This is a genomic window from Microlunatus flavus, from assembly GCF_900110855.1.
In the GTDB taxonomy this organism is placed as follows: domain Bacteria; phylum Actinomycetota; class Actinomycetes; order Propionibacteriales; family Propionibacteriaceae; genus Microlunatus; species Microlunatus flavus.
In genome coordinates this window covers 90,706-108,691 of the sequence record NZ_FOFA01000008.1, presented here as the reverse complement: position 1 = coordinate 108,691, position 17,986 = coordinate 90,706, and the positions used below count along the sequence as shown (strand labels likewise).

At 72.7% G+C, this 17,986-nt stretch carries 16 protein-coding genes; 14 read left to right on the top strand and 2 right to left on the bottom strand.

Features of this window, described 5'->3' with window-relative positions; all coding sequences use genetic code 11:
- The first annotated feature begins 4 nt into the window (after positions 1 to 4).
- Together BMY04_RS17065 and BMY04_RS17060 are read left to right on the top strand one after the other, a co-directional pair.
- Positions 5 to 1,024: an LLM class flavin-dependent oxidoreductase gene (locus BMY04_RS17065; protein WP_091183841.1), complete on the top strand. Its 1,020-nt coding sequence runs from the start codon at positions 5 to 7 to the stop codon at positions 1,022 to 1,024.
- A gap of 119 nt (positions 1,025 to 1,143) precedes the next feature.
- The gene (locus BMY04_RS17060) at positions 1,144 to 2,415 is read left to right on the top strand and encodes a DUF2786 domain-containing protein (protein ID WP_091183837.1); all 1,272 of its coding nucleotides are present in this window, start codon (positions 1,144 to 1,146) and stop codon (positions 2,413 to 2,415) included.
- Positions 2,416 to 2,419: 4 nt separating this feature from the next.
- Here the strand turns inward: BMY04_RS17060 and BMY04_RS17055 are convergent, their stop codons facing one another.
- Positions 2,420 to 2,833: a VOC family protein gene (locus BMY04_RS17055; protein ID WP_091183833.1), complete on the bottom strand. Its 414-nt coding sequence runs from the start codon at positions 2,831 to 2,833 to the stop codon at positions 2,420 to 2,422.
- Positions 2,834 to 3,006: 173 nt separating this feature from the next.
- Here BMY04_RS17055 and BMY04_RS17050 point away from each other — a divergent pair, with 173 nt between their 5' ends.
- The 12 genes from BMY04_RS17050 (at position 3,007) to BMY04_RS16995 (ending at position 16,688) form a co-directional block, all read left to right on the top strand.
- The gene (locus BMY04_RS17050; RefSeq protein WP_091183830.1) at positions 3,007 to 3,384 is read left to right on the top strand and encodes a RidA family protein; all 378 of its coding nucleotides are present in this window, start codon (positions 3,007 to 3,009) and stop codon (positions 3,382 to 3,384) included.
- Positions 3,381 to 4,568, top strand: a complete 1,188-nt coding sequence (locus BMY04_RS17045) for a lactonase family protein (protein WP_091183827.1) — start codon at positions 3,381 to 3,383, stop codon at positions 4,566 to 4,568. Before BMY04_RS17050 ends, BMY04_RS17045 begins: the two co-directional genes overlap by 4 nt.
- A gap of 106 nt (positions 4,569 to 4,674) precedes the next feature.
- Entirely contained in the window at positions 4,675 to 5,457 is a 783-nt protein-coding gene (locus tag BMY04_RS17040) for an SDR family NAD(P)-dependent oxidoreductase (protein WP_170854195.1), read from the top strand.
- A gap of 140 nt (positions 5,458 to 5,597) precedes the next feature.
- The gene (locus tag BMY04_RS17035; RefSeq protein WP_198410227.1) at positions 5,598 to 6,515 is read left to right on the top strand and encodes a LysR family transcriptional regulator; all 918 of its coding nucleotides are present in this window, start codon (positions 5,598 to 5,600) and stop codon (positions 6,513 to 6,515) included.
- Positions 6,516 to 6,783: 268 nt separating this feature from the next.
- Complete coding sequence (locus tag BMY04_RS17030; RefSeq protein ID WP_091183820.1) at positions 6,784 to 8,010, top strand: aminotransferase class I/II-fold pyridoxal phosphate-dependent enzyme; 1,227 nt, start codon at positions 6,784 to 6,786, stop codon at positions 8,008 to 8,010.
- Complete coding sequence (locus BMY04_RS17025) at positions 8,007 to 9,044, top strand: D-2-hydroxyacid dehydrogenase (protein ID WP_091183817.1); 1,038 nt, start codon at positions 8,007 to 8,009, stop codon at positions 9,042 to 9,044. Before BMY04_RS17030 ends, BMY04_RS17025 begins: the two co-directional genes overlap by 4 nt.
- A gap of 74 nt (positions 9,045 to 9,118) precedes the next feature.
- Positions 9,119 to 10,741 carry a peptide ABC transporter substrate-binding protein gene (locus BMY04_RS17020; protein ID WP_170854194.1) on the top strand — a complete coding sequence of 541 codons (1,623 nt, stop codon included), beginning with the start codon at positions 9,119 to 9,121 and terminating at the stop codon, positions 10,739 to 10,741.
- A gap of 137 nt (positions 10,742 to 10,878) precedes the next feature.
- Positions 10,879 to 11,805: an ABC transporter permease gene (locus tag BMY04_RS17015; RefSeq protein WP_091183805.1), complete on the top strand. Its 927-nt coding sequence runs from the start codon at positions 10,879 to 10,881 to the stop codon at positions 11,803 to 11,805.
- On the top strand, positions 11,798 to 12,775 hold the full coding sequence (locus BMY04_RS17010; protein ID WP_091183803.1) for an ABC transporter permease: 978 nt from the start codon (positions 11,798 to 11,800) through the stop codon (positions 12,773 to 12,775). The genes BMY04_RS17015 and BMY04_RS17010 overlap by 8 nt, the downstream gene beginning before the upstream one ends.
- Positions 12,776 to 12,858: 83 nt before the next feature.
- Positions 12,859 to 13,833: an ABC transporter ATP-binding protein gene (locus BMY04_RS17005; protein WP_091184344.1), complete on the top strand. Its 975-nt coding sequence runs from the start codon at positions 12,859 to 12,861 to the stop codon at positions 13,831 to 13,833.
- Complete coding sequence (locus BMY04_RS17000) at positions 13,826 to 14,872, top strand: ABC transporter ATP-binding protein (protein WP_091183800.1); 1,047 nt, start codon at positions 13,826 to 13,828, stop codon at positions 14,870 to 14,872. Before BMY04_RS17005 ends, BMY04_RS17000 begins: the two co-directional genes overlap by 8 nt.
- A 154-nt stretch (positions 14,873 to 15,026) precedes the next feature.
- Entirely contained in the window at positions 15,027 to 16,688 is a 1,662-nt protein-coding gene (locus BMY04_RS16995) for an APC family permease (protein WP_091183796.1), read from the top strand.
- 11 nt (positions 16,689 to 16,699) lie between these two features.
- Here the strand turns inward: BMY04_RS16995 and BMY04_RS16990 are convergent, their stop codons facing one another.
- Entirely contained in the window at positions 16,700 to 17,755 is a 1,056-nt protein-coding gene (locus tag BMY04_RS16990; RefSeq protein ID WP_232506468.1) for a LacI family DNA-binding transcriptional regulator, read from the bottom strand.
- Positions 17,756 to 17,986 lie beyond the last annotated feature (231 nt).

Below are 17,986 nucleotides of genomic sequence, written 5' to 3'. Positions count from 1 at the left end.
CAGCATGAAGAAGATCGGCTTCCTGTCCTTCGGTCACTGGAACCCGTCGCCGCACTCGCAGACGCGGTCGGCCTCGGACGTCCTGCACCAGAGCATCGACCTCGCCGTCGGGGCGGAGGAGATCGGCGTCGACGGGGCGTACGTGCGCGTGCACCACTTCGCGCGCCAGCTCTCGTCGCCGTTCCCGCTGCTCGCCGCCATGGGTGCGCGCACCAAGACCATCGAGCTCGGCACCGGCGTGATCGACATGCGCTACGAGAACCCGCTCTACATGGCCGAGGACGCCGGCTCCGCGGACCTGATCAGCAACTCGCGCCTGCAGCTCGGCGTGAGCCGTGGGTCGCCCGAGCAGGTCGTCGACGGCTTCCGCTACTTCGGCCACGTGCCGCGCGAGGGCTCCGACGCCTCCGACATGGGCCGCGAGCACACGCAGATCCTCCTGCAGGTGCTGGAGGGCGAGGGCTTCGCCGAGCCCAGCCCGCGCCCGATGTTCGCGAACCCGCCCGGCCTGCTGCGCCTCGAGCCGCACTCCCCGGGCCTGCGCGACCGCATCTGGTGGGGCGCCGGCTCCCGCGCGACGGCCGAGTGGGCCGCCGAGCAGGGCATGAACCTCATGAGCTCCACGCTCCTCACCGAGGACACGGGCGTGCCGTTCCACCAGCTGCAGGCCGAGCAGATCCAGCGGTTCCGCGACGCGTGGAAGGCGGCCGGACACGAGCGCACCCCGCGGGTCTCGGTCAGCCGCAGCGTCTTCCCGATCGTCAACGAGATGGACCGGGCCTACTTCGGGCGCGAGACGCGCAGCGAGGACTCGGTCGGCTTCCTGGACGGCGGCAACGCGCGCTTCGGCAAGACGTACGCCGGCGAGATCGAGGACCTGATCCGCGACCTCAAGGAGGACGAGGCGGTCGACGCCGCGGACACCCTGCTGCTGACGATCCCCAACCAGCTGGGCGTGGACTACAACCTCCACATCCTCGAGTCGATCGTGAAGGACGTGGCCCCGGCCCTCGGCTGGCGCTGACCTCTCGACGCAGCTCACGCACGCAGGACCCGGCCGCGACCTCGCGGCCGGGTCCTTCGCGTCCTGCCGCCCGGCGCCGGACACGCCGGAACGTCGGCGGGGTCGGGCATCCTGGCGCCATGGGTCCCAGCGCCGTCGTCACCTCCGACGACCAGCCGTCGACGCGGGACCAGGCGTACGCCGTCCTGCAGGGCTGGAGCCGGGCGGCCGCCGGCTCGAACGTCCACCGGCTGCGCGCCGCGGTGGCTCACACCGTGCGGGGCGGCGACCCCGTGCTCCTGGCCGCCGTCGAGCGGCTGCTCGTCGACGAGCTGAGCGCCCGGGTCGCCCGGGCGTGGGAGGCCGGCTGGGAGCCGCGCGACCTGGTGCACGCCGCGAGCACCAGCTCACGGACGGGTGCGCACGTGCGGGCGCTCGTGGCGGTGCAGGCCGCGGCCGGCGGTGCGGTCGCGCGAGCGCCCCAGGCGTGGCGGGACCAGCTGGCCGACCTGGCGCCTGAGGACTGGTCGCCGGGGGGCTCGTGGCGGCCCGTGGACCCGGACGCGAGCACCAGCACGCGGATCCGGACCTTCACCGACCTGCTGCTGCTGCTCAAGCTGTTGGCCGGGCTGCGGCCGTTGGAGCCGCTGGGGCCGTCGCCCTCGCAGTGGGGACGCAGCCCGAGGTCGGCCGCGACGTCGACCGGATCCGCAGGGTCCGGGGCGGCGGCGTCGACCCCCGGGCGGGACCGGCTCCTCACGCGCATCCGCGGGCTGCTGGCCAAGGCCGAGGCCACCGACCACCCGGCCGAGGCCGAGACCTTCACCGAGAAGGCCCAGGAGCTGATGACGCGGCACGCCGTGGACGAGGCCGTGCTCCGCGGGCTCCAGCACGAGGACGTCCCGGTCGTCTCGCGCCGGGTGCACCTGCAGTCCCCGTACGCCAACGTCAAGGCCACCCTGCTGAACGCGGTCGCCGAGCCGAACCGCTGCCGGACCGTCCTGATGAGCGCGTACGACATCGCCGTGCTCGTCGGGACGCCGACCGACGTCGACCAGACCGAGCTGCTCTTCACCTCGCTGCTGGTCCAGGCCACCCGGGCCATGGGGGAGACGGGGCACCGCGGCGACGCCTCCTCCGACCGGTCGGCCACCTTCCGCCGCTCGTTCCTCCTCGCGTACGCCACCCGCATCGGCGAGCGGCTGCGCGAGGCGGACCGGTCGGCGGCGGCCACCTTCGGCACCGACCTCGTGCCGCTGCTGCGGCGCGAGGCGGACGCGGTGGACGCCGAGTTCGACCGGCAGTTCCCCCACGTGCGGCAGGGAGGCACCACCTCGGTCGACGTGCGCGGCTGGGAGGCGGGCCGGGCCGCGGCCGACCGCGCGAGCGTGGCCGGCGGGACCTCGGCCTGACGCGTCAGACCGGCTCGTGGCAGACGGCCTCGAGACTGACGCCGTCGGGGTCGAGGACGAACGCGCCGTAGTACGCCGGGTGGTACTCCTCGTGCACCGCCGGCGGCAGCTGAGGCCGCGCACCCGCGGCCAGCGCGGCGTCCCAGAAACGGTGCACACCGTCGCGGTCGTCGGAGGTGAAGGCCAGGTGCACGTTCTCGCCCATCCGGCCCTGCTCCACGAGCCAGAAGAAGGGCTTGTAGCCGACCCCGTAGCCGTGCATGGCCAGCTGGTCGTGGTCGGGGTCGGCGGGCACGGCGAGCAGGGTCGTGATGCCCAGCACCTCGAGCACCGGGGTGTAGAAGGCCACCGAGCGCTCGAGGTCGGGGACGGCGAGGTTGAGGTGGTCGATGCGCGAGCCGGCGAGGGATGCGGCCATGGTTCCTCCAAGCGGGTGGGCTGGCACGAGTCTGGCGGCGGGTCCTGACAGTTCTGCGAGCCGCGGCGACGACCCGCCCGAGGCGTCCGGGGCCACTCGTTACGGATGCTTCACCACACGTGGCAGCGATCGTCGCTTGTCGGCCCTCACCCTGCGCTGGCACGCTCCCGACCATGAGGGAGACGTTCGTCGTGCCGGGGGCGCCGCCACCCGCGGGCCACTACTCGCACGCGGTCCGGGTCGGGGACGTCGTCTACGTGTCCGGGCAGGTGCCGCGCGACAGCACCGGTGCCTACACCCCCGCCGACGTCGCGACGGAGACGAGGCTGACGCTGGGCAACCTCGCGACGGTCGCCGCTGCCGCCGGAGCCAGCCTGGCCGACGCCGTCAAGGTCACCGTCTACCTCGCCGACCTGGCGTACACGCCGGAGTTCAACCGGGCGTACGCAGAGTTCTTCCCCACCGCACCGCCGGTGCGGACGCTCGTGGCGGCCGGCTTGCGCGACGTCAAGGTCGAGGTGGACGCGATCCTGCACCTCGACCGCGGGTGAGCCGCGGGGAAGCCACCGCCCTGTACCTCGCACGGGCGCGGACCCTGTCGTCCTACCGCCTGCACCCCGATGACGGCGCGCTGTCCCCGCTCGCGGAGCTGGTGATGCCCAACGTGGTCCAGTCCGCCTGGGCGCACCCGAGGCTCCCGGTGCTCTACGTCAGCTGCGGCGAGCCGCCGCCCGGCTCGTCGGTCGGCGACTGGGTGTGCGCGGTCGCGCTCGATCCGGAGACGGGCGTCCGCGGCCTGCTCGGCGACCCCGTCCGGATCGCCGGTCGCGCGCTCGACCTCACGACGGATCCCGCGGGCGGGCACCTGCTCCTCGCGCACACCCGGCCGGCCTCGATCTCCGTGCGGCGCCTGGGCCCGGACGGGACGATCGGCGAGGTGGTCGAGCAGCAGACGGATCCCGGCCTCGGCGTGTTCCCGCACCAGGTCAGGGTGACGTCGGATGGTCGACGCTGTCTCTGCGTGTGCCGCGGGCTGGCGTCCCCGCACCCCTGGCGGGCGAGCCGCGACCCGCAGACCGAGCCCGGCTCGCTCCACGTGATCGACCTCGACGACGGCCGGCTCGGCGCGGCCACCACGCTGACCCTCGGCGACGGGCGGCACTTCGGTCCGCGCAACCTCGACACCGACGCGACCGGGACGACGTACTACCTCGGCCTGGAGACGCAGAACGAGGTCGTGGTCCTGAGCACGGCTGCCGGCGGCCGGCCCGAGCCCGTCCCGCGGCAGCGTCTGTCCACGCTCGCCCGCCCGGACGCCGAGATCCACCAGGGCCTCGGTCCGGTGCTGATGAACCCGGCGGGGACCGTGCTCTACGTCGCGAACCGCGCCTACCAGCCGCGACCCGACGCCGACCGGGTCCTCCCCGTGGACGCCGAGAACACGGTCGTCGTGTACGCCGTCGGCCCCCGGGACCGGCTGCTCACCGAGGTCCAGCGACTCGACTCCGGCGGGGTCTGCCCGCGCTCGCTGTCCCTGGACCTCGACGGTCGGACGCTCGTCGTCGCCAACTCCGAGACCTACCGGGTCGGCGACGTCACCGCGGCCGAGGTCGCGATGAACCTCGCGACGTTCCGGGTGCGCGACGACGGGCGGCTGGAGCCTCTCGCGCGCCACCCGGTCGGCGACGGTTCCGGAGCGCCGATCTCCTGGGCCGGCCTCGCCGCGACCTCCTGACCACCCGACCCGCGGGCCGTCGTGCCCGGCCGCAGAACGGAGCGCCATGCCGACCCCGAACTCCCCGTCCACCGAGGCGCGGGGCAGCCGACCCCCCTCCTGCGTCGTGACCGGCGCCGCTGACGGCATCGGCCGGGCCATCACGGAACGGCTGCTGGCCACCGGCTGGGGGGTCGCCGGGGTGGACGTGGACGCGGACCGGCTGGAACGCCTCGCCGAGGACCTCGGTGCGAGCAGCGCCTTCTCGCCCGTCGTCGGCGACGTCGCGGACCGGGAGACCCACCGCCGTGCCGGTGACGCCGCCGCTGCCCTCGGGGTCCTCGCCGGCTGGGTCAACAACGCCGGGGTCGAGATGGACGCGCCCGCACACCGGCTCGACGCCGACGCCGTACGCCGCCAGGTCGACGTCAACCTCGTCGGCACGATGTGGGGCTGCGCGGAGGCGGTGGAACGCTTCGTCGCAGCGCGCACCGGCGGGTCGGTGGTGTCGATCAGCTCGGTGCAGGGCATCCGCGGGTACCCCGGGGGCTTCGCCTACGCCGCGACGAAGGGCGGCATCAACGCGCTGACCCGGCAGCTCGCCGTCGAGTACGCCCCGCTCGGCGTCCGGGCGAACGCCGTGCTGCCTGGTCCGGTACGGACCACGATGAGCCTCACCGGCACGGTCCCCGAGGGCCACGACCAGGAGGCCCACGACCGGCAGCGCGCGGCCCGGCACCCCCGCGGCCGCATCGCCGAACCGGGTGAGATCGCCGCCGTCGTCGCCTTCCTGCTGTCGCAGGACGCCTCGTTCGTCTCGGGCCAGGAGGTCGGCGTGGACGGAGGGACGGCCGCCCGCTGCTCGGTCCTGCCGGTCGACCCTGACGTCCTCGCCGCCGCCGGCCGCTGAACCGCAGCGCGACGCGGCGCCCGGCCGCCGGTCCTGCGGAGAGGAGGCCTGACCGGGCTCGGCTGCGATGATGGCGCCATGCCCTCCCCTGTGCGTCGACGCGTGCCCGCACGCTGCGCCCCGGCCCCCTGGGCGGGAGGGTGAACGTCAGCCTGGCCGGTCTGCGGGCCATCGCGGCGCTGGCCGTGCACGGCTCGATGACGGCGGCGGCCGGCACCCTCGGCTACACCCCGTCCGCAGTCTCGCAGCAGATCGCCCGCCTGGAGCGCGACTCCCGCCAGGTCCTCATCGAGCGTCGCGGCCGCACCGTCACCCTGACCGACGCCGGGCGCATCATGGCCGAGTCAGCCGGACGGGTGATCAACGAGCTCGAGGCCATGGGCGCTCAGCTGCACGCCAACAGCGCGACGGTCCGCGGCGAGATGAAGGTGGCGGCCTTCGCGACCGCGGCCCGGGGGCTGCTGCCGGAGGCGGTCCGCGAGCTGACCCGCCGGCACCCCGAGCTCACGGTGCAGCTGCTCGAGGTCGACTCGCACCGCTCCGTCGAGCTCCTGACGCGCGGCTTCGTCGACCTGGCGATCGCGCACGACTGGCAGGGCGTGCCGCTGGAGCTGCCCGACGGCGCGGACGCGCGGCAGCTGGGTGACGACGTCTCCGACGTGCTCGTGCCGGTCGACCACCGGCTGGCCGGGGCCGACACCGTCGACTTCGAGGACCTGGCCGAGGACGCGTGGCTCTACGAACCGGGCTCGGTCGCCCACGACTTCCTGCTGCACGCCTACCGGCACGCCCCGCGGCAGGACCGGTTCGGTCACATGGTCACCGAGTACGCGACCCAGATCGCGATGGTCGACGCCGGGCTGGGCCTGGCGCTGGTGCCGCGGATGGGCCGTGGGCCGCTGCCCGGCGGCGTGCGGGCGCTGACCGTCTCCTCGGCCCCGGTGCGTCGCATCTACGGCGTCTGGCGGGTGGCCTCCGGCCCTCGTCCGGCGCTGCGAGCGACCCTCCAGACGCTGGCCGACGCGCTGCGCGTGCGGCAGCCGGCGGCGCCGGCCTGACGGGGCCGGTCGACGCTCGGTCGAGCTGACCTGTTAGCAGGACTTCATCCTGCGCGGAAGCAACCCGCGCTTGTGCACGGCCTGAGCGCGCCCTGAGGATGAGGGCATCGCGGCACCGACATCCTCCGGGAGGTGCGGGTACACCCCGTGGTGCAGGTGACGGTGACGTCGCCGAACGCCGGTCGTCGCCCCTGAACGCGGGCGACCGTCGGCCGGGTGCCCGGACGACCGGTGCTCCATCGAGGTCCTGCTCAGAGGAGAACGATCCGTGCCCCTCCGGTCCGCCGAGTCGGCCAGGCTGCGCCGCACCCACCTGCCCGAGCGCGCGTCGCTCATCGGGACGTCGGTCCGCGACGCCGACCTGTCGCTCCGGCTCGACGGCGCCGGGCACGGGCTGCTGGACACCACCCACTTCGACACGGTCCGCTTCCCGCCGCCGGCGTGGGCCCTGCCGACCTTCGGTGCCGCGGCCGAGGACGGCGCCCAGGCCTACACCGCCTACCGCGGGAACGACGAGGTCCGGCGGGTCTGCGCCGCCTCGGTGTCGGCCCTGCTGGGCGTCGAGGTCGACCCCGGACGGCACCTGGCGATGAGCACCGGCACCCAGGGCGGGCTCTTCTCCACCCTGAGCGCCCTGGTCGACGACGGCGACGTCGTGGCGCTGGCCGACCCCGAGTACCTCTTCGTCGAGCGGATGCTGCGCTTCCTCGGGGCCGAGGTCGTCCGGGTGCCGATGGTCGACTCGCCCGACGGCCCCCAGCTGGACCTGGAGGCGCTGGGCGCGCTGAGCGGCAGCCGGGGGATCCGGCTGCTCCTCTCCTCGAACCCGAACAACCCCACCGGCGCGGTCTACACCCCGGCGACGGTCGCCGGCATCGCGCGCCTCGCCGTGCGCGACGACTTCCTCGTCGTCGTCGACCAGCTCTACTGCCGCCTCGTCTACGACGAGGCGGTCTTCACCCACCTCGCGGCCCAGCCCGGCATGTTCGAGCGGACCGTCACGATGCTCGGCGGCTCGAAGACCGAGTCCCTGAGCGGCTACCGGGTGGGGGTCGTCGTCGCCGGCGCTGCCGTGATCGACGCCATCGAGCAGGTGATGGCGATGTCGTGCCTGCGGGCCCCCGCCTACGCCCAGCACGTGATGACCCGTTGGCTGGTGGACGACCACGACTTCGTCAACGACCGCGTCCTCGAGCTGAAGGCGATCCAGAAATCGACGGTCCAGGCACTGCTGGCCGTACCCGGTCTGCGGGTCGAGCCCGGCGCCGGCACCGCCTACCTGTGGCCGGACGTGTCCTCCCTCGGGATCAGCGACGTCGAGGTCGCGCGGGTGCTGCAGGCCGAGGCCGGTGTCGTCGTCAGCCCCGGCTACCAGTTCGGTCCGTCCGGGGCCGGCCACTTCCGGATCTGCTACGCCCGTGAGGAGGTCACCTGGGACGAGGCGCTGGACCGCATGGTCGCCGCCCTGACCCGCGTCGCCGGGAGCCGCGGATGAGCGCCGTCCCGACCGTCACCGTGGTGATCGCCTCCCCCCTCGAGGCCGAGCACGTCGCCACCATCAGGGCCGTCGACGAGCACCTCGAGGTGCTCTACGAGCCCGACCTGCTGGCGACGCCCCGCTACGTCTCCGACCACGGAGGCGAGCTGCCCGAGCTGACCGCCGAGCAGGACCGGCGCTGGCACGAGATGCTGGCGCGGGCCGAGGTGAGCTTCGACTTCGACCGGCGCGAGCCCACCCTGGCCGAGGTCAACTTCCCGAGGTTGCGCTGGGTCCAGGCGACCAGCGCCGGGGTCGGGCAGGTGGTCCCTCGGTTCTCCCTGGACCTGTCGCGGGTCGTCGTGACCACCGCCGCCGGCGTGCACGCCGTGCCCCTGGCCGAGTTCGCGGTCGCTTCCCTGCTGCACTTCGCGAAGGGCTTCCCGCAGCTGCGGGCGTGGCAGCAGGAGCACCGCTGGACCCGCTACACGAGCCGGAACCTCGCCGGGCAGCGGGTCCTGGTCGTCGGCCTCGGCTCGGTCGGCCGCGCGGTGGCCGCGAAGCTCGCGGCCCTGGACGTCCACGTCACCGCTGCGGTGCGGCCGGGAGGCACGAGCAGCGCCCCCGGGGTGGGTGCCGCCGTGGCCTTCTCCGACCTCCACCGGGTCCTGCCGGACATGGACGGCATCGTCCTGGCCTGCCCGCTGACCTCGGAGACCGAGAACCTCGTCGACGCCGCCGCCTTCGCGGCGATGAAGGCGGGTGCGGTGCTGGTGAACGTCGCCCGCGGTCAGGTCGTCGACGAGGAGGCCATGACCTCCGCGCTGGCCGACGGCCGGCTCGGCGGTGCCGCCCTCGATGTCGCCAGCCAGGAGCCGCTCCCGCCGACCTCGCCGCTGTGGGACTCCGACCGGGTCGTGATCTCCCCGCACTCGGCGTCGACCGTGGCGAGCGAGAACGCGCTCGTCACCGACCTGTTCTGCCGGAACCTCCGGCGCTGGCTCGACGGCGAGCCGCTCATCAACGTCTACGACCCGGAGCGGGGCTACTGATGCGCCGCCCGTCCGCACCTCCCGACGTCGACCACGCCCGCGCTCGTCCCTTCGCCCCGCACACAAGGAGCTCCATGCACACCTCCAGGCTGACCGCCGGCGTGACCGCACTGGTCGCGCTCGCCCTGCTGGCCACCGGTTGCTCGTCCGGCGACGAACCGCCGGGCGGAACGGAGGGCGGCGCCGGGGGAGCCGGCGGGACCCTGCGGATCTCGAACGCCATCACCACCGACCCGATCATCCCGATGACGGTGGACACCGCCACCACGCGCGTGATGGACATGGTGTGGACCGGGCTGGTCCGCTACGACGACAAGCTGGCGCCGTACAACGCCAACGCCGAGTCGATCAAGACCACCGACGCGACCACCTTCACGATCACGCTGAAGAAGGACTACACGTTCTCCGACGGCACCCCGGTCGACGCCGACAGCTACGTCGACGCCTGGAACTACTCGGCGTACGGGCCCAACGCGGCCCAGTCGGCCAGCTACTTCAGCCTCATCAAGGGCTACGACGCGGTGAATCCGGCCGCAGCGGACGGCTCGAGCACACCGCCCGCGCCGACGGCCAAGACCCTGTCCGGGCTGAAGAAGCTCGGGGACCTCGAGTTCTCGGTGACGTTGACGAAGCCGATGGCCAGCTTCCCCTCGATCCTCGGCTACTCGATCTTCTACCCCATGCCGAAGGCGTTCTTCGACGACCCGAAGACCTACGAGAAGCTGCCGGTGGGCAACGGGCCGTACACGATGAAGAGCCTGGTCCCCGGCCAGGAGGTCGACCTCGTCAAGACCCCCGGCTACAACCACGAGGACGCCGGCAAGGCCGACGGCATCAACTTCATCAGCTTCTCGGAGGACACGGCCGCCTACACCGCCGTGCAGGGCGACCAGCTCGACTACGCGCCGGTGCCGACCGCCTACCTTGCGACCTTCCAGAAGGACTTCCCGGACACCAGCGCCCTGGTCACCGGCACCAGCATGATGGACATGCAGGTCCCGCTCTACCAGCAGAAGTACGCCGACCCGAACGTCCGGATCGCGCTCTCGATGGCCATCGACCGCGAGAGCATCGTCAAGGCGCTGCTCCCCGGCGCGGCCACCCCGGCCGACGGCTGGGTCTCGCCGGCGCTGCCCGGCTACCAGAAGGGCGCCTGCGGCGAGAACTGCTCCTACAACCCGGAGAAGGCCAAGGAGCTGTGGGCGAAGGCGTCCTTCAGCGGTGACGTCGTGATCACCACGCTCGCGCCGCAGGCCACGCTGTTCACGTCGGTCTGCCAGAGCATCACCGACACCCTCGGCGTGGCCTGCAAGGTCAGCAACGTGGCCGACCGCACCACGTACAAGGGCATCGCGCAGGCGTTCGAGGCGCCGGGCCCGATCCGGTGGGGCTGGGCCATCGACTACCCGACGATGGAGAACATGCTGGTGCCCCGCTTCACCGCCGGCGGCTCCTCGAACTGGATGAAGTACGCGTCGCCGCAGTTCCAGGCCCTGATCGACAAGGCCAACGCCGCGACCGATCCCGCACAGGCGGCCACGCAGTTCAACGCCGCGCAGGCCGTGCTGGGGAAGGACATGCCCGACGTGCCGATCTACTTCCAGCAGGGTGCTGCGGTGTGGTCCGAGGGCACCGAGGGCATGGCCCTGACCGGCTTCGGCTGGCCGGACCTGCTCAAGGCCCACAAGACCGCCTGACCCGGTCGCACCTCGAGCGTGGGACGCGCCTGCCGTGCCGATCCGGTCCGGCAGGCGCGCGACGCGACCGGGTGCGTGCAGGGACGCACGGACGCACGGACGGTGGCGAGTGAGGAACAGGGGACGGGCGTGGTGACATGCTGAAGTACACGGGCCGACGGCTGGTGCAGTTCATCCCGGTGCTGATCGGCGCCACCATCATCTGCTGGGCGCTGGTCTGGGCGCTTCCAGGCGACCCGTTCCGGGGCCGCTGCGGCCAGGTCGCCTGCTCCCCGCAGTACATCCAGGCGATGACCGAGAAGTACGGCCTCGACAAGCCCCTCCCGGTCCAGTACCTGGTGTTCTTGAAGAACGTGTTCACGGGCAACCTCGGCCAGACGTTCTCAGGTCTGGAGATCTCCGACGTCATCGGTCGTGCGCTGCCGGTCACCGTGCGGCTCGCCCTGATCAGCGTCGCCATCCAGGTCGTGCTGTCCGCGGTCGTCGGCATCTGGTCCGGGCTGCGGGCCAACGGCGCGTTCGACGTGACCGCGCTCTTCACCTCGCTGATCTTGTTCTCGCTGCCCATCTTCGTCGTGGCGTTCATCGCGCAGTACGTGCTCGGGGTCCGGCTGGAGCTGGTCAAACCGACGGTGAGCACGGCGGCGCCGACCCGCGAGCTGATACTGCCGGCAGCCGTGCTCGCCATCGGGACCTTGGCGACGCTGATGCGCATCCTGCGCGCCTCGGTGGCCGAGGGCATGCACGCCGACTACCTGCGCACCGCCCGGGCGAAAGGCTTCACCGAGTCACGCGTCGTCGGCGTCCACCTCATGCGGAACGTGATGGCCCCGGCCCTGAACGTCCTCGGGCTCGAGTTCGCCGCGCTGCTCGGCGGCACCGTGATCGTCGAGGGCATCTTCAACATCAAGGGTGTCGGCGGGTTGATCTACCGCGCCATCCAGGACCGGGAGCAGCTCACCGTCTCCACGGTCGTCACCCTGGTCATCGTCTTCTACCTGGTGATCAACCTGGTCGTCGACGTCGCCTGCGCCCAGCTGGACCCGAGGAGCCGGAATGACTGACCCGGTCACCGTCGACGCGCTGGTCGACCCCGTCGCCGGCCTGGAACCCGCCACGACGACCACCGGGCCGGTCAGCCGCGCCGAGGCCGAGGCCGCCGACGACCGCAGCCACGGGGTCTGGATCGACGCCTGGCGGATCCTGCGCCGGAAGCCGGTGTTCCTGATCAGCGCCGGCGTGATCCTCCTCCTGGCGCTGATGGCGTTCTTCCCGGGCTGGTTCGCCTCCGGCGACCCCAACCGGGGGGTGCTCGCCCACAGCCTCCAGGGCCCGTCGGCGGACGGGTGGTTCGGCTTCGACGTCAACGGCCGCAACGTCTACACCCGCGTCGTCTACGGCACCCGCGCCTCGCTCACGGTCGGCTTCGCGTGCACCCTCGGCACCACGCTGATCGGCATCGTGCTCGGCGCGGTCGCCGCCTACTCGGGCGGTCTCGTCGACACGGTGATCTCGAGGGTCGCCGACATGCTGCTCGGCATCCCGTTCGCCCTGGCCGCGATCATCGTGCTGAGCACCCTGACGACCTTCACCACGCCGAACTGGCGGGTCGAGATCATCTTGATCCTGACCATCGTCGTCTTCGGGTGGCCCAGCATCGCGCGGGTCCTGCGGGCCACGGTGCTCACGACCCGCAACGCCGACTACGTGGTCGCTGGTCAGGCGCTCGGGCTGTCGGGGGTCCGGGTCCTCTTCCGGCACATCCTGCCCAACGCGGTGTCGCCCATCCTCGTGCTGTCGACCATGCGCGTCGGCGGCTACATCGCCACCGAGGCGTCGCTGTCCTACCTGGGTCTCGGCCTGCGGCCCCCGGCCGTCTCGTGGGGCCAGATGGTCAGCGACGGGCAGGCCTACCTGCGCACCGCGTTCCACGTCCTGCTGTTCCCCAGCATCTTCCTGGCCATCACGATCCTCGCGTTCGTGCTGGTCGGCGAGGCCTTGCGGGAAGCTCTCGACCCCGCCAACCGGAGGTGACCGTGCACACCCAGGACACGACCGGCCGGCGGGCCGGATCGACCGCGCCGGCCGCCTCGACCGACGGCCGCGACCCGCAGGAGCTGCTGTCGGTGCGCTCGCTCGGCGTCGAGATCCGTACGGGCGGCGAGACCATCGACATCGTCCGGGACGTCTCGTTCGACGTGCGGCGCGGCGAGACCGTCGCCATCCTCGGCGAGTCCGGCTCCGGCAAGACCATGACCGGCCACGCCGTGATGGGCATCCTGGACACGCCCCCGGCGTACGTCAGCGCCGGCTCGGTCCTGTTCCAGGGCCGCGACCTGCTGACCCTGCCCCGGCGCGAGCGCCGGGAGGTGTGCGGCCGCAACATCGGGATGGTCTTCCAGGACTCGCTCTCCGCGCTCAACCCGGTCTTCAGCGTCGGCTTCCAGATCGCCGAGCTCTTCCGCAAGCGCCAGGGGGCGAGCCGCCGCAAGGCCGACGCCAAGGCGGCCGAGCTGCTCGACCTCGTCGAGATCCCCAACGCCCGGCGGCGGCTCAGGGACTACCCGCACCAGTTCTCGGGCGGCATGCGGCAGCGGGTGATGATCGCGATGGCCATCGCGCTGGAGCCCGACCTCCTGATCGCCGACGAGCCGACGACCGCGCTCGACGTCACCATCCAGGCGCAGATCATGGACATGCTGGCGCGGCTGTGCGACGAGCGGCAGATGGGCCTCATCCTCATCACCCACGACCTGGGTGTGGTCAGCGAGTTCGCCGACCGCATCATCCTCATGTACGCCGGTCGGGTCGTCGAGTCCTCCTCGGCCGCCGCCCTCTTCACCGCCTCCGCGCACCCCTACTCACGGGCGCTGCTGGAGTCGGTGCCGAAGCTGGCCGACCAGCACAGCGGGCTGAAGGTGATCCCCGGGTCCCCGCCCGACCCGCGAGACGTGGGGCCGGGCTGCTCCTTCGCCCCGCGCTGCTCCCACGCAGTCCCGGCCTGCCTGGCCGGCGTGCCGCCCACCCTGCAGGTCGCCCCGGACCACCTGTCCGCCTGCCTGTTCGCCGAGGAGGTCGTCGCCCATGCCTGAGCAGCCGACGAGCACCGCCGCCGCGCCGGGCGGCGAGCCGGCGCTCGAGGCCCGCGACGTGGTCAAGCACTTCCACCCCGGTCGCAGCCTCTTCCCGTCGCGGAGGCAGACCCTGCGCGCGGTGGACGGCATCTCGTTCACCCTGGAGCGCGGCCAGACGCTGGGGATCGTGGGCGAGAGCGGGTGCGGGAAGTCCACCCTGGCCCGCATGGCTCTCGGGCTGGAGACCCCGACGGCGGGCGAGATCCGGCTCCAGGGCCGCGAGCTCTCGTCGGTGAGCCGGTACTGGCGCAGCAGCGTCATCCAGCTGGTGATGCAGGACCCCTACTCCTCGCTCAACCCCCGGATGACGATCTACGACATCGTCGCCGAAGCCTTCGTCGCCCACCCGGAGCTCGTGCAGGGGGCTCGACGGCGTGACCTGGTCGTCGAGATGCTGTCGCTCGTCGGGCTCGGCGCCCACCACCTCAACAAGTTCCCGCACCAGCTCAGCGGTGGCCAGCGGCAGCGGGTGGGCATCGCCAGGGCTCTGGCGCCGAAGCCGTCCATCGTCGTCTGCGACGAGCCCGTGTCGGCGTTGGACGTCTCGGTGCAGGCGCAGGTGATCAACCTGCTGGGGTCGCTGCAGGACGAGCTGGCGCTCTCCTACCTCTTCATCTCCCACGACCTGTCCATCGTCCGGCACGTGTCGGACCGGATCGCGGTGATCTACCTCGGCCGGATCGTCGAGGAGGGACCGGCCGAGGTGGTCTACAACGCCCCCGCCCACCCGTACACGCAGGCCCTGCTGGCGAGCATCGCCACGACCCGGCTCGACGCCGACGGCGCCGAGGTCGCCAAGCCGGCCCGGATCCGGGGCGAGCTGCCCGACCCGCTGAAGCCGCCGTCGGGCTGCCCGTTCCGCAGCCGTTGCTTCAAGGCCCGCGACCGGTGCGCCGCCGAGGTCCCGCTGCCGCAGCCGGTAGGCCCTGACGGGCACCTCACCCGCTGCCACTTCCCGACCGTCGAGGACTCGTCCCCGACCGCTGCAGTGGCCTAGGGACAGGGCTCGTCGAGCCGGACCGGGAGGGAGACCGGGCCCGGGTCGGCCACGGGTCGGGTCCATAGGAAGCCTCTGGAACCTTCCTGCCCCGACGCTCGTTCGACCGGTCGGCGTCCAGGGTGGGCCGAGCAGGTGTCCGAGAGGTGTCGTCATGGCACAGGTGGCAGCGGTTCGTGGGTCGGGTCGGTCGGAGCGGCAGGGGCTGCAGCGGACCGTCGGGTTCTGGGGGCTGACGTTCGTCTCCCTGGGCTCGATCATCGGGTCCGGCTGGCTCCTGGGGGCCCTGACCGCGGCGGGGTACGCCGGCGGCGGGGGCTCGCTCATCTCGTGGGTGCTCGCCGCGGTGATGCTCATCGTCCTGGCGCTCATCCACGCCGACCTCGGGGCGGCGTACCCGGTGGCCGGGGGCACCTCGCGCTACCCGGCGTACGCGTTCGGGACCTTCGGCGGCTTCACGGCGGGCTGGACGACCTACCTCCAGGCCGTGGCCATCGCGCCGCTGGAGGTCGAGGCGTCGCTGAGCTACGTGAACTCCGTGGGGTCGGTCCGCACGACCTTCCCGCTCGTGCACACCGACGGGACGCTCACTGGGCCGGGCGTCGTCATCGGCATCCTCGCCATGGCGCTGTTCGCCTTCATCAACCTCGGCGGGGCGCGCTGGCTGTCGGACAGCAACACCGGCATCGTGCTGTGGAAGCTCTTCGTGCCGGTCCTCACCATCGTCACGCTGCTGCTGATCGACTTCCACCCCGGCAACTTCACGGCCAACGGCGGCTTCGCCCCGTTCGGCTTCCACGGGGTCTTCGCCGCGCTGCCCGCGGGCGTCGTCTTCGCGCTGCAGGGCTTCGAGCAGGCCACGCAGATGGCCGGCGAGTCGGTCAACCCGAAGAAGCACGTCTCCCGCGCGATCATCCTGGCGATGCTCGTCGGCGCCGTCGTCTACATCGGCCTCGAGATCGCCTTCGTCGGCGCCCTCGACCCGCACCAGCTGACGACGCAGGGCTGGGCCCAGCCGATCGGCGCCGGGGACTACGGGCCCTACTACACGCTCGCCATCCAGTCCGGCGTCGCCTGGCTGGCCGTCGTCCTGATCGTCGACGCGGTGATCTCCCCGGGCGGCACCGGGCTGATCTACGTCGGCACGACCGCCCGCATCTCGTACGCGCTCGGCCTGCCGGACGCGCTGACGCGGGTGTCGAAGCGGGGCGTGCCGGTGTGGTCGGTCGTCGTCGCCACCGTCTTCGGCGTGGTCTTCCTGGCGCCGGCGCCGAGCTGGCAGCAGCTCGTCTCGCTGATCACCGGGGCGACGGCGATCATGTACGCCTTCGCGCCCGTCTCGCTGGGCGCCCTGATGAAGAACGACCCGGACCGGGAGCACCCGTACCTGGTCCCGTTCCCCCGGGTGCTGCTGCCGCTCGGGTTCGCGTTCGCGAACCTGATCATCTACTGGGGCGGCTTCGCGGCGACCTGGAAGCTCGCCCTCGGCCTGCTCCTCGGACAGCTGATCTTCGTCCTGGCCGCCCGGCTGCGCGCGCGCAACCTCGACGTCGGACGCGCCCGGGCGCTGCGCTTCAGCGCCTGGATGTGGCCCTGGCAGCTCGGCCTCGTGGTGCTCGGGCTCCTCGGCAACTACGGCGACGGCGCCCTGAAGATCTTCCCCGACGAGTGGGACGCCCTGGTCGTCGCGGTCTTCTCCGTCGTCGTCTACTACGTCGCCGTGCGCCAGGTCCAGCCCACGGCCGACATCGCGCCGATTGTGGAGGAGGACCTGCACGACCCGGACCGGGCGCTGACCGCGACGCCTGGCGTCTGAGGGCGACGGCCTCAGCGGACGGCCGCGGCGTGCGGGCCCGGAACCTCCCCGCTGCCGCGCTCGACGAGGCGCACGGGCAGGACGAGCCGGGCCGGCGTACCGGTCGACCCCGCCACCCGGGCGAGGAGCAGCTCCACGGCGGCCGCGGCCATCCGCTCGGGGTCGGTGGCCACGACGGTCAGCGGGACCGGGAGCAGGTCGGCGAGCGGGAAGTCGTCGAAGCCCACGACGGCGAGCGGGTGCCGCGGCCCCAGCGCGCGCAGCGCGCCCTGCGCGAGGAACCCCGTCGTGCAGAACAGCGCGGTGGGCGGGTCGTCGAGCGCGAGGAGCTCCCGGGTCGCCGCCTGCGCCTCGTGCGGCGTCCCGTGGCGCAGCGTGACCACGAGCCGCTCGTCGACGCCGAGCCCGGCCTCCCGCAGCGCCCGCCGGTAGCCGCGCAGGCGCCGCCCGGTCGTCCAGTACGACGGGGCCACCAGGACGGCGACACGGCGGTGGCCGTGGGTGACCAGGTGCGCCGTGGCCATCCGTGCCCCGCCCTCGTTGTCGAGCACGACGCTGTCGCCGTCCGCACCCGTGCTGGGCCGGTCGACGAAGACCACGGGCAGCGGCCGCCGCCCGGTCGCCTCGCGCAGGAAGCGGTAGTCGCCCTGGTCGGGCACGATCACCAGCCCGGCGATGCGGCGGCCCACGAGCTCGCCGATGGCCTGCCGCTCGACCTCGGGGTCCTCGTCCACGGTGCTGAGCACGACGGCGTACCGGGCGGCGTTGGCCGCGGCCACCGCGGCCTTGGCCAGGGTCGCGTAGAACGGGTTGGTCAGGTCGCCGAGCAGCAGGCCGACGGTCCGCGAGTGCTGGCCGGGTCGCAGGGCCCGGGCGACCTCGTCGCGCTGGAAGCCGAGCTCGGTGATGGCCGTGCGGACCCGCTCGGCGGTGGCCGGGCGCACCGAGCCGACCTCGTTGACCACACGCGAGACGGTGGCCAGGCCGACACCGGCCCGCTCGGCCACGTCGCGCATCGTCGGCACCGGCAGCGCGTCGGCGGCCGACGGGCCGGGGGTCCGGGGCACGCGGTCCCCTCTCCGGGCCGCACCCCGGCGGCCCTGGTCAGCGCCGGGGTGGAGCCGCATCGTACCGACCTCTTGACTTCCTCGTCGGTGCATGGATACGTTTCCAAAGCAGTTCTTGGATACGTTTCCATCCGTCGTGCTCCGGGGTCAAGACCCCGGGGCGGCAGGGCCAGCGGCCCGGAAGACGGCATCTCGACGACGAGAGGAAGCCCATGCCGCAGGGACGGGACC

What these genes read in the sequence shown, in the direction of transcription:
- BMY04_RS17065 (WP_091183841.1), top strand. Translation starts at nt 5, where the DNA reads ATGAAGAAGATCGGCTTCCTGTCCTTCGGTCACTGGAACCCGTCGCCG.
- BMY04_RS17060 (WP_091183837.1), top strand. Translation starts at nt 1,144, where the DNA reads ATGGGTCCCAGCGCCGTCGTCACCTCCGACGACCAGCCGTCGACGCGG.
- BMY04_RS17055 (WP_091183833.1), bottom strand. Translation starts at nt 2,833, where the DNA reads ATGGCCGCATCCCTCGCCGGCTCGCGCATCGACCACCTCAACCTCGCC.
- BMY04_RS17050 (WP_091183830.1), top strand. Translation starts at nt 3,007, where the DNA reads ATGAGGGAGACGTTCGTCGTGCCGGGGGCGCCGCCACCCGCGGGCCAC.
- BMY04_RS17025 (WP_091183817.1), top strand. Translation starts at nt 8,007, where the DNA reads ATGAGCGCCGTCCCGACCGTCACCGTGGTGATCGCCTCCCCCCTCGAG.
- BMY04_RS17020 (WP_170854194.1), top strand. Translation starts at nt 9,119, where the DNA reads ATGCACACCTCCAGGCTGACCGCCGGCGTGACCGCACTGGTCGCGCTC.
- BMY04_RS17015 (WP_091183805.1), top strand. Translation starts at nt 10,879, where the DNA reads ATGCTGAAGTACACGGGCCGACGGCTGGTGCAGTTCATCCCGGTGCTG.
- BMY04_RS17010 (WP_091183803.1), top strand. Translation starts at nt 11,798, where the DNA reads ATGACTGACCCGGTCACCGTCGACGCGCTGGTCGACCCCGTCGCCGGC.
- BMY04_RS17000 (WP_091183800.1), top strand. Translation starts at nt 13,826, where the DNA reads ATGCCTGAGCAGCCGACGAGCACCGCCGCCGCGCCGGGCGGCGAGCCG.
- BMY04_RS16995 (WP_091183796.1), top strand. Translation starts at nt 15,027, where the DNA reads ATGGCACAGGTGGCAGCGGTTCGTGGGTCGGGTCGGTCGGAGCGGCAG.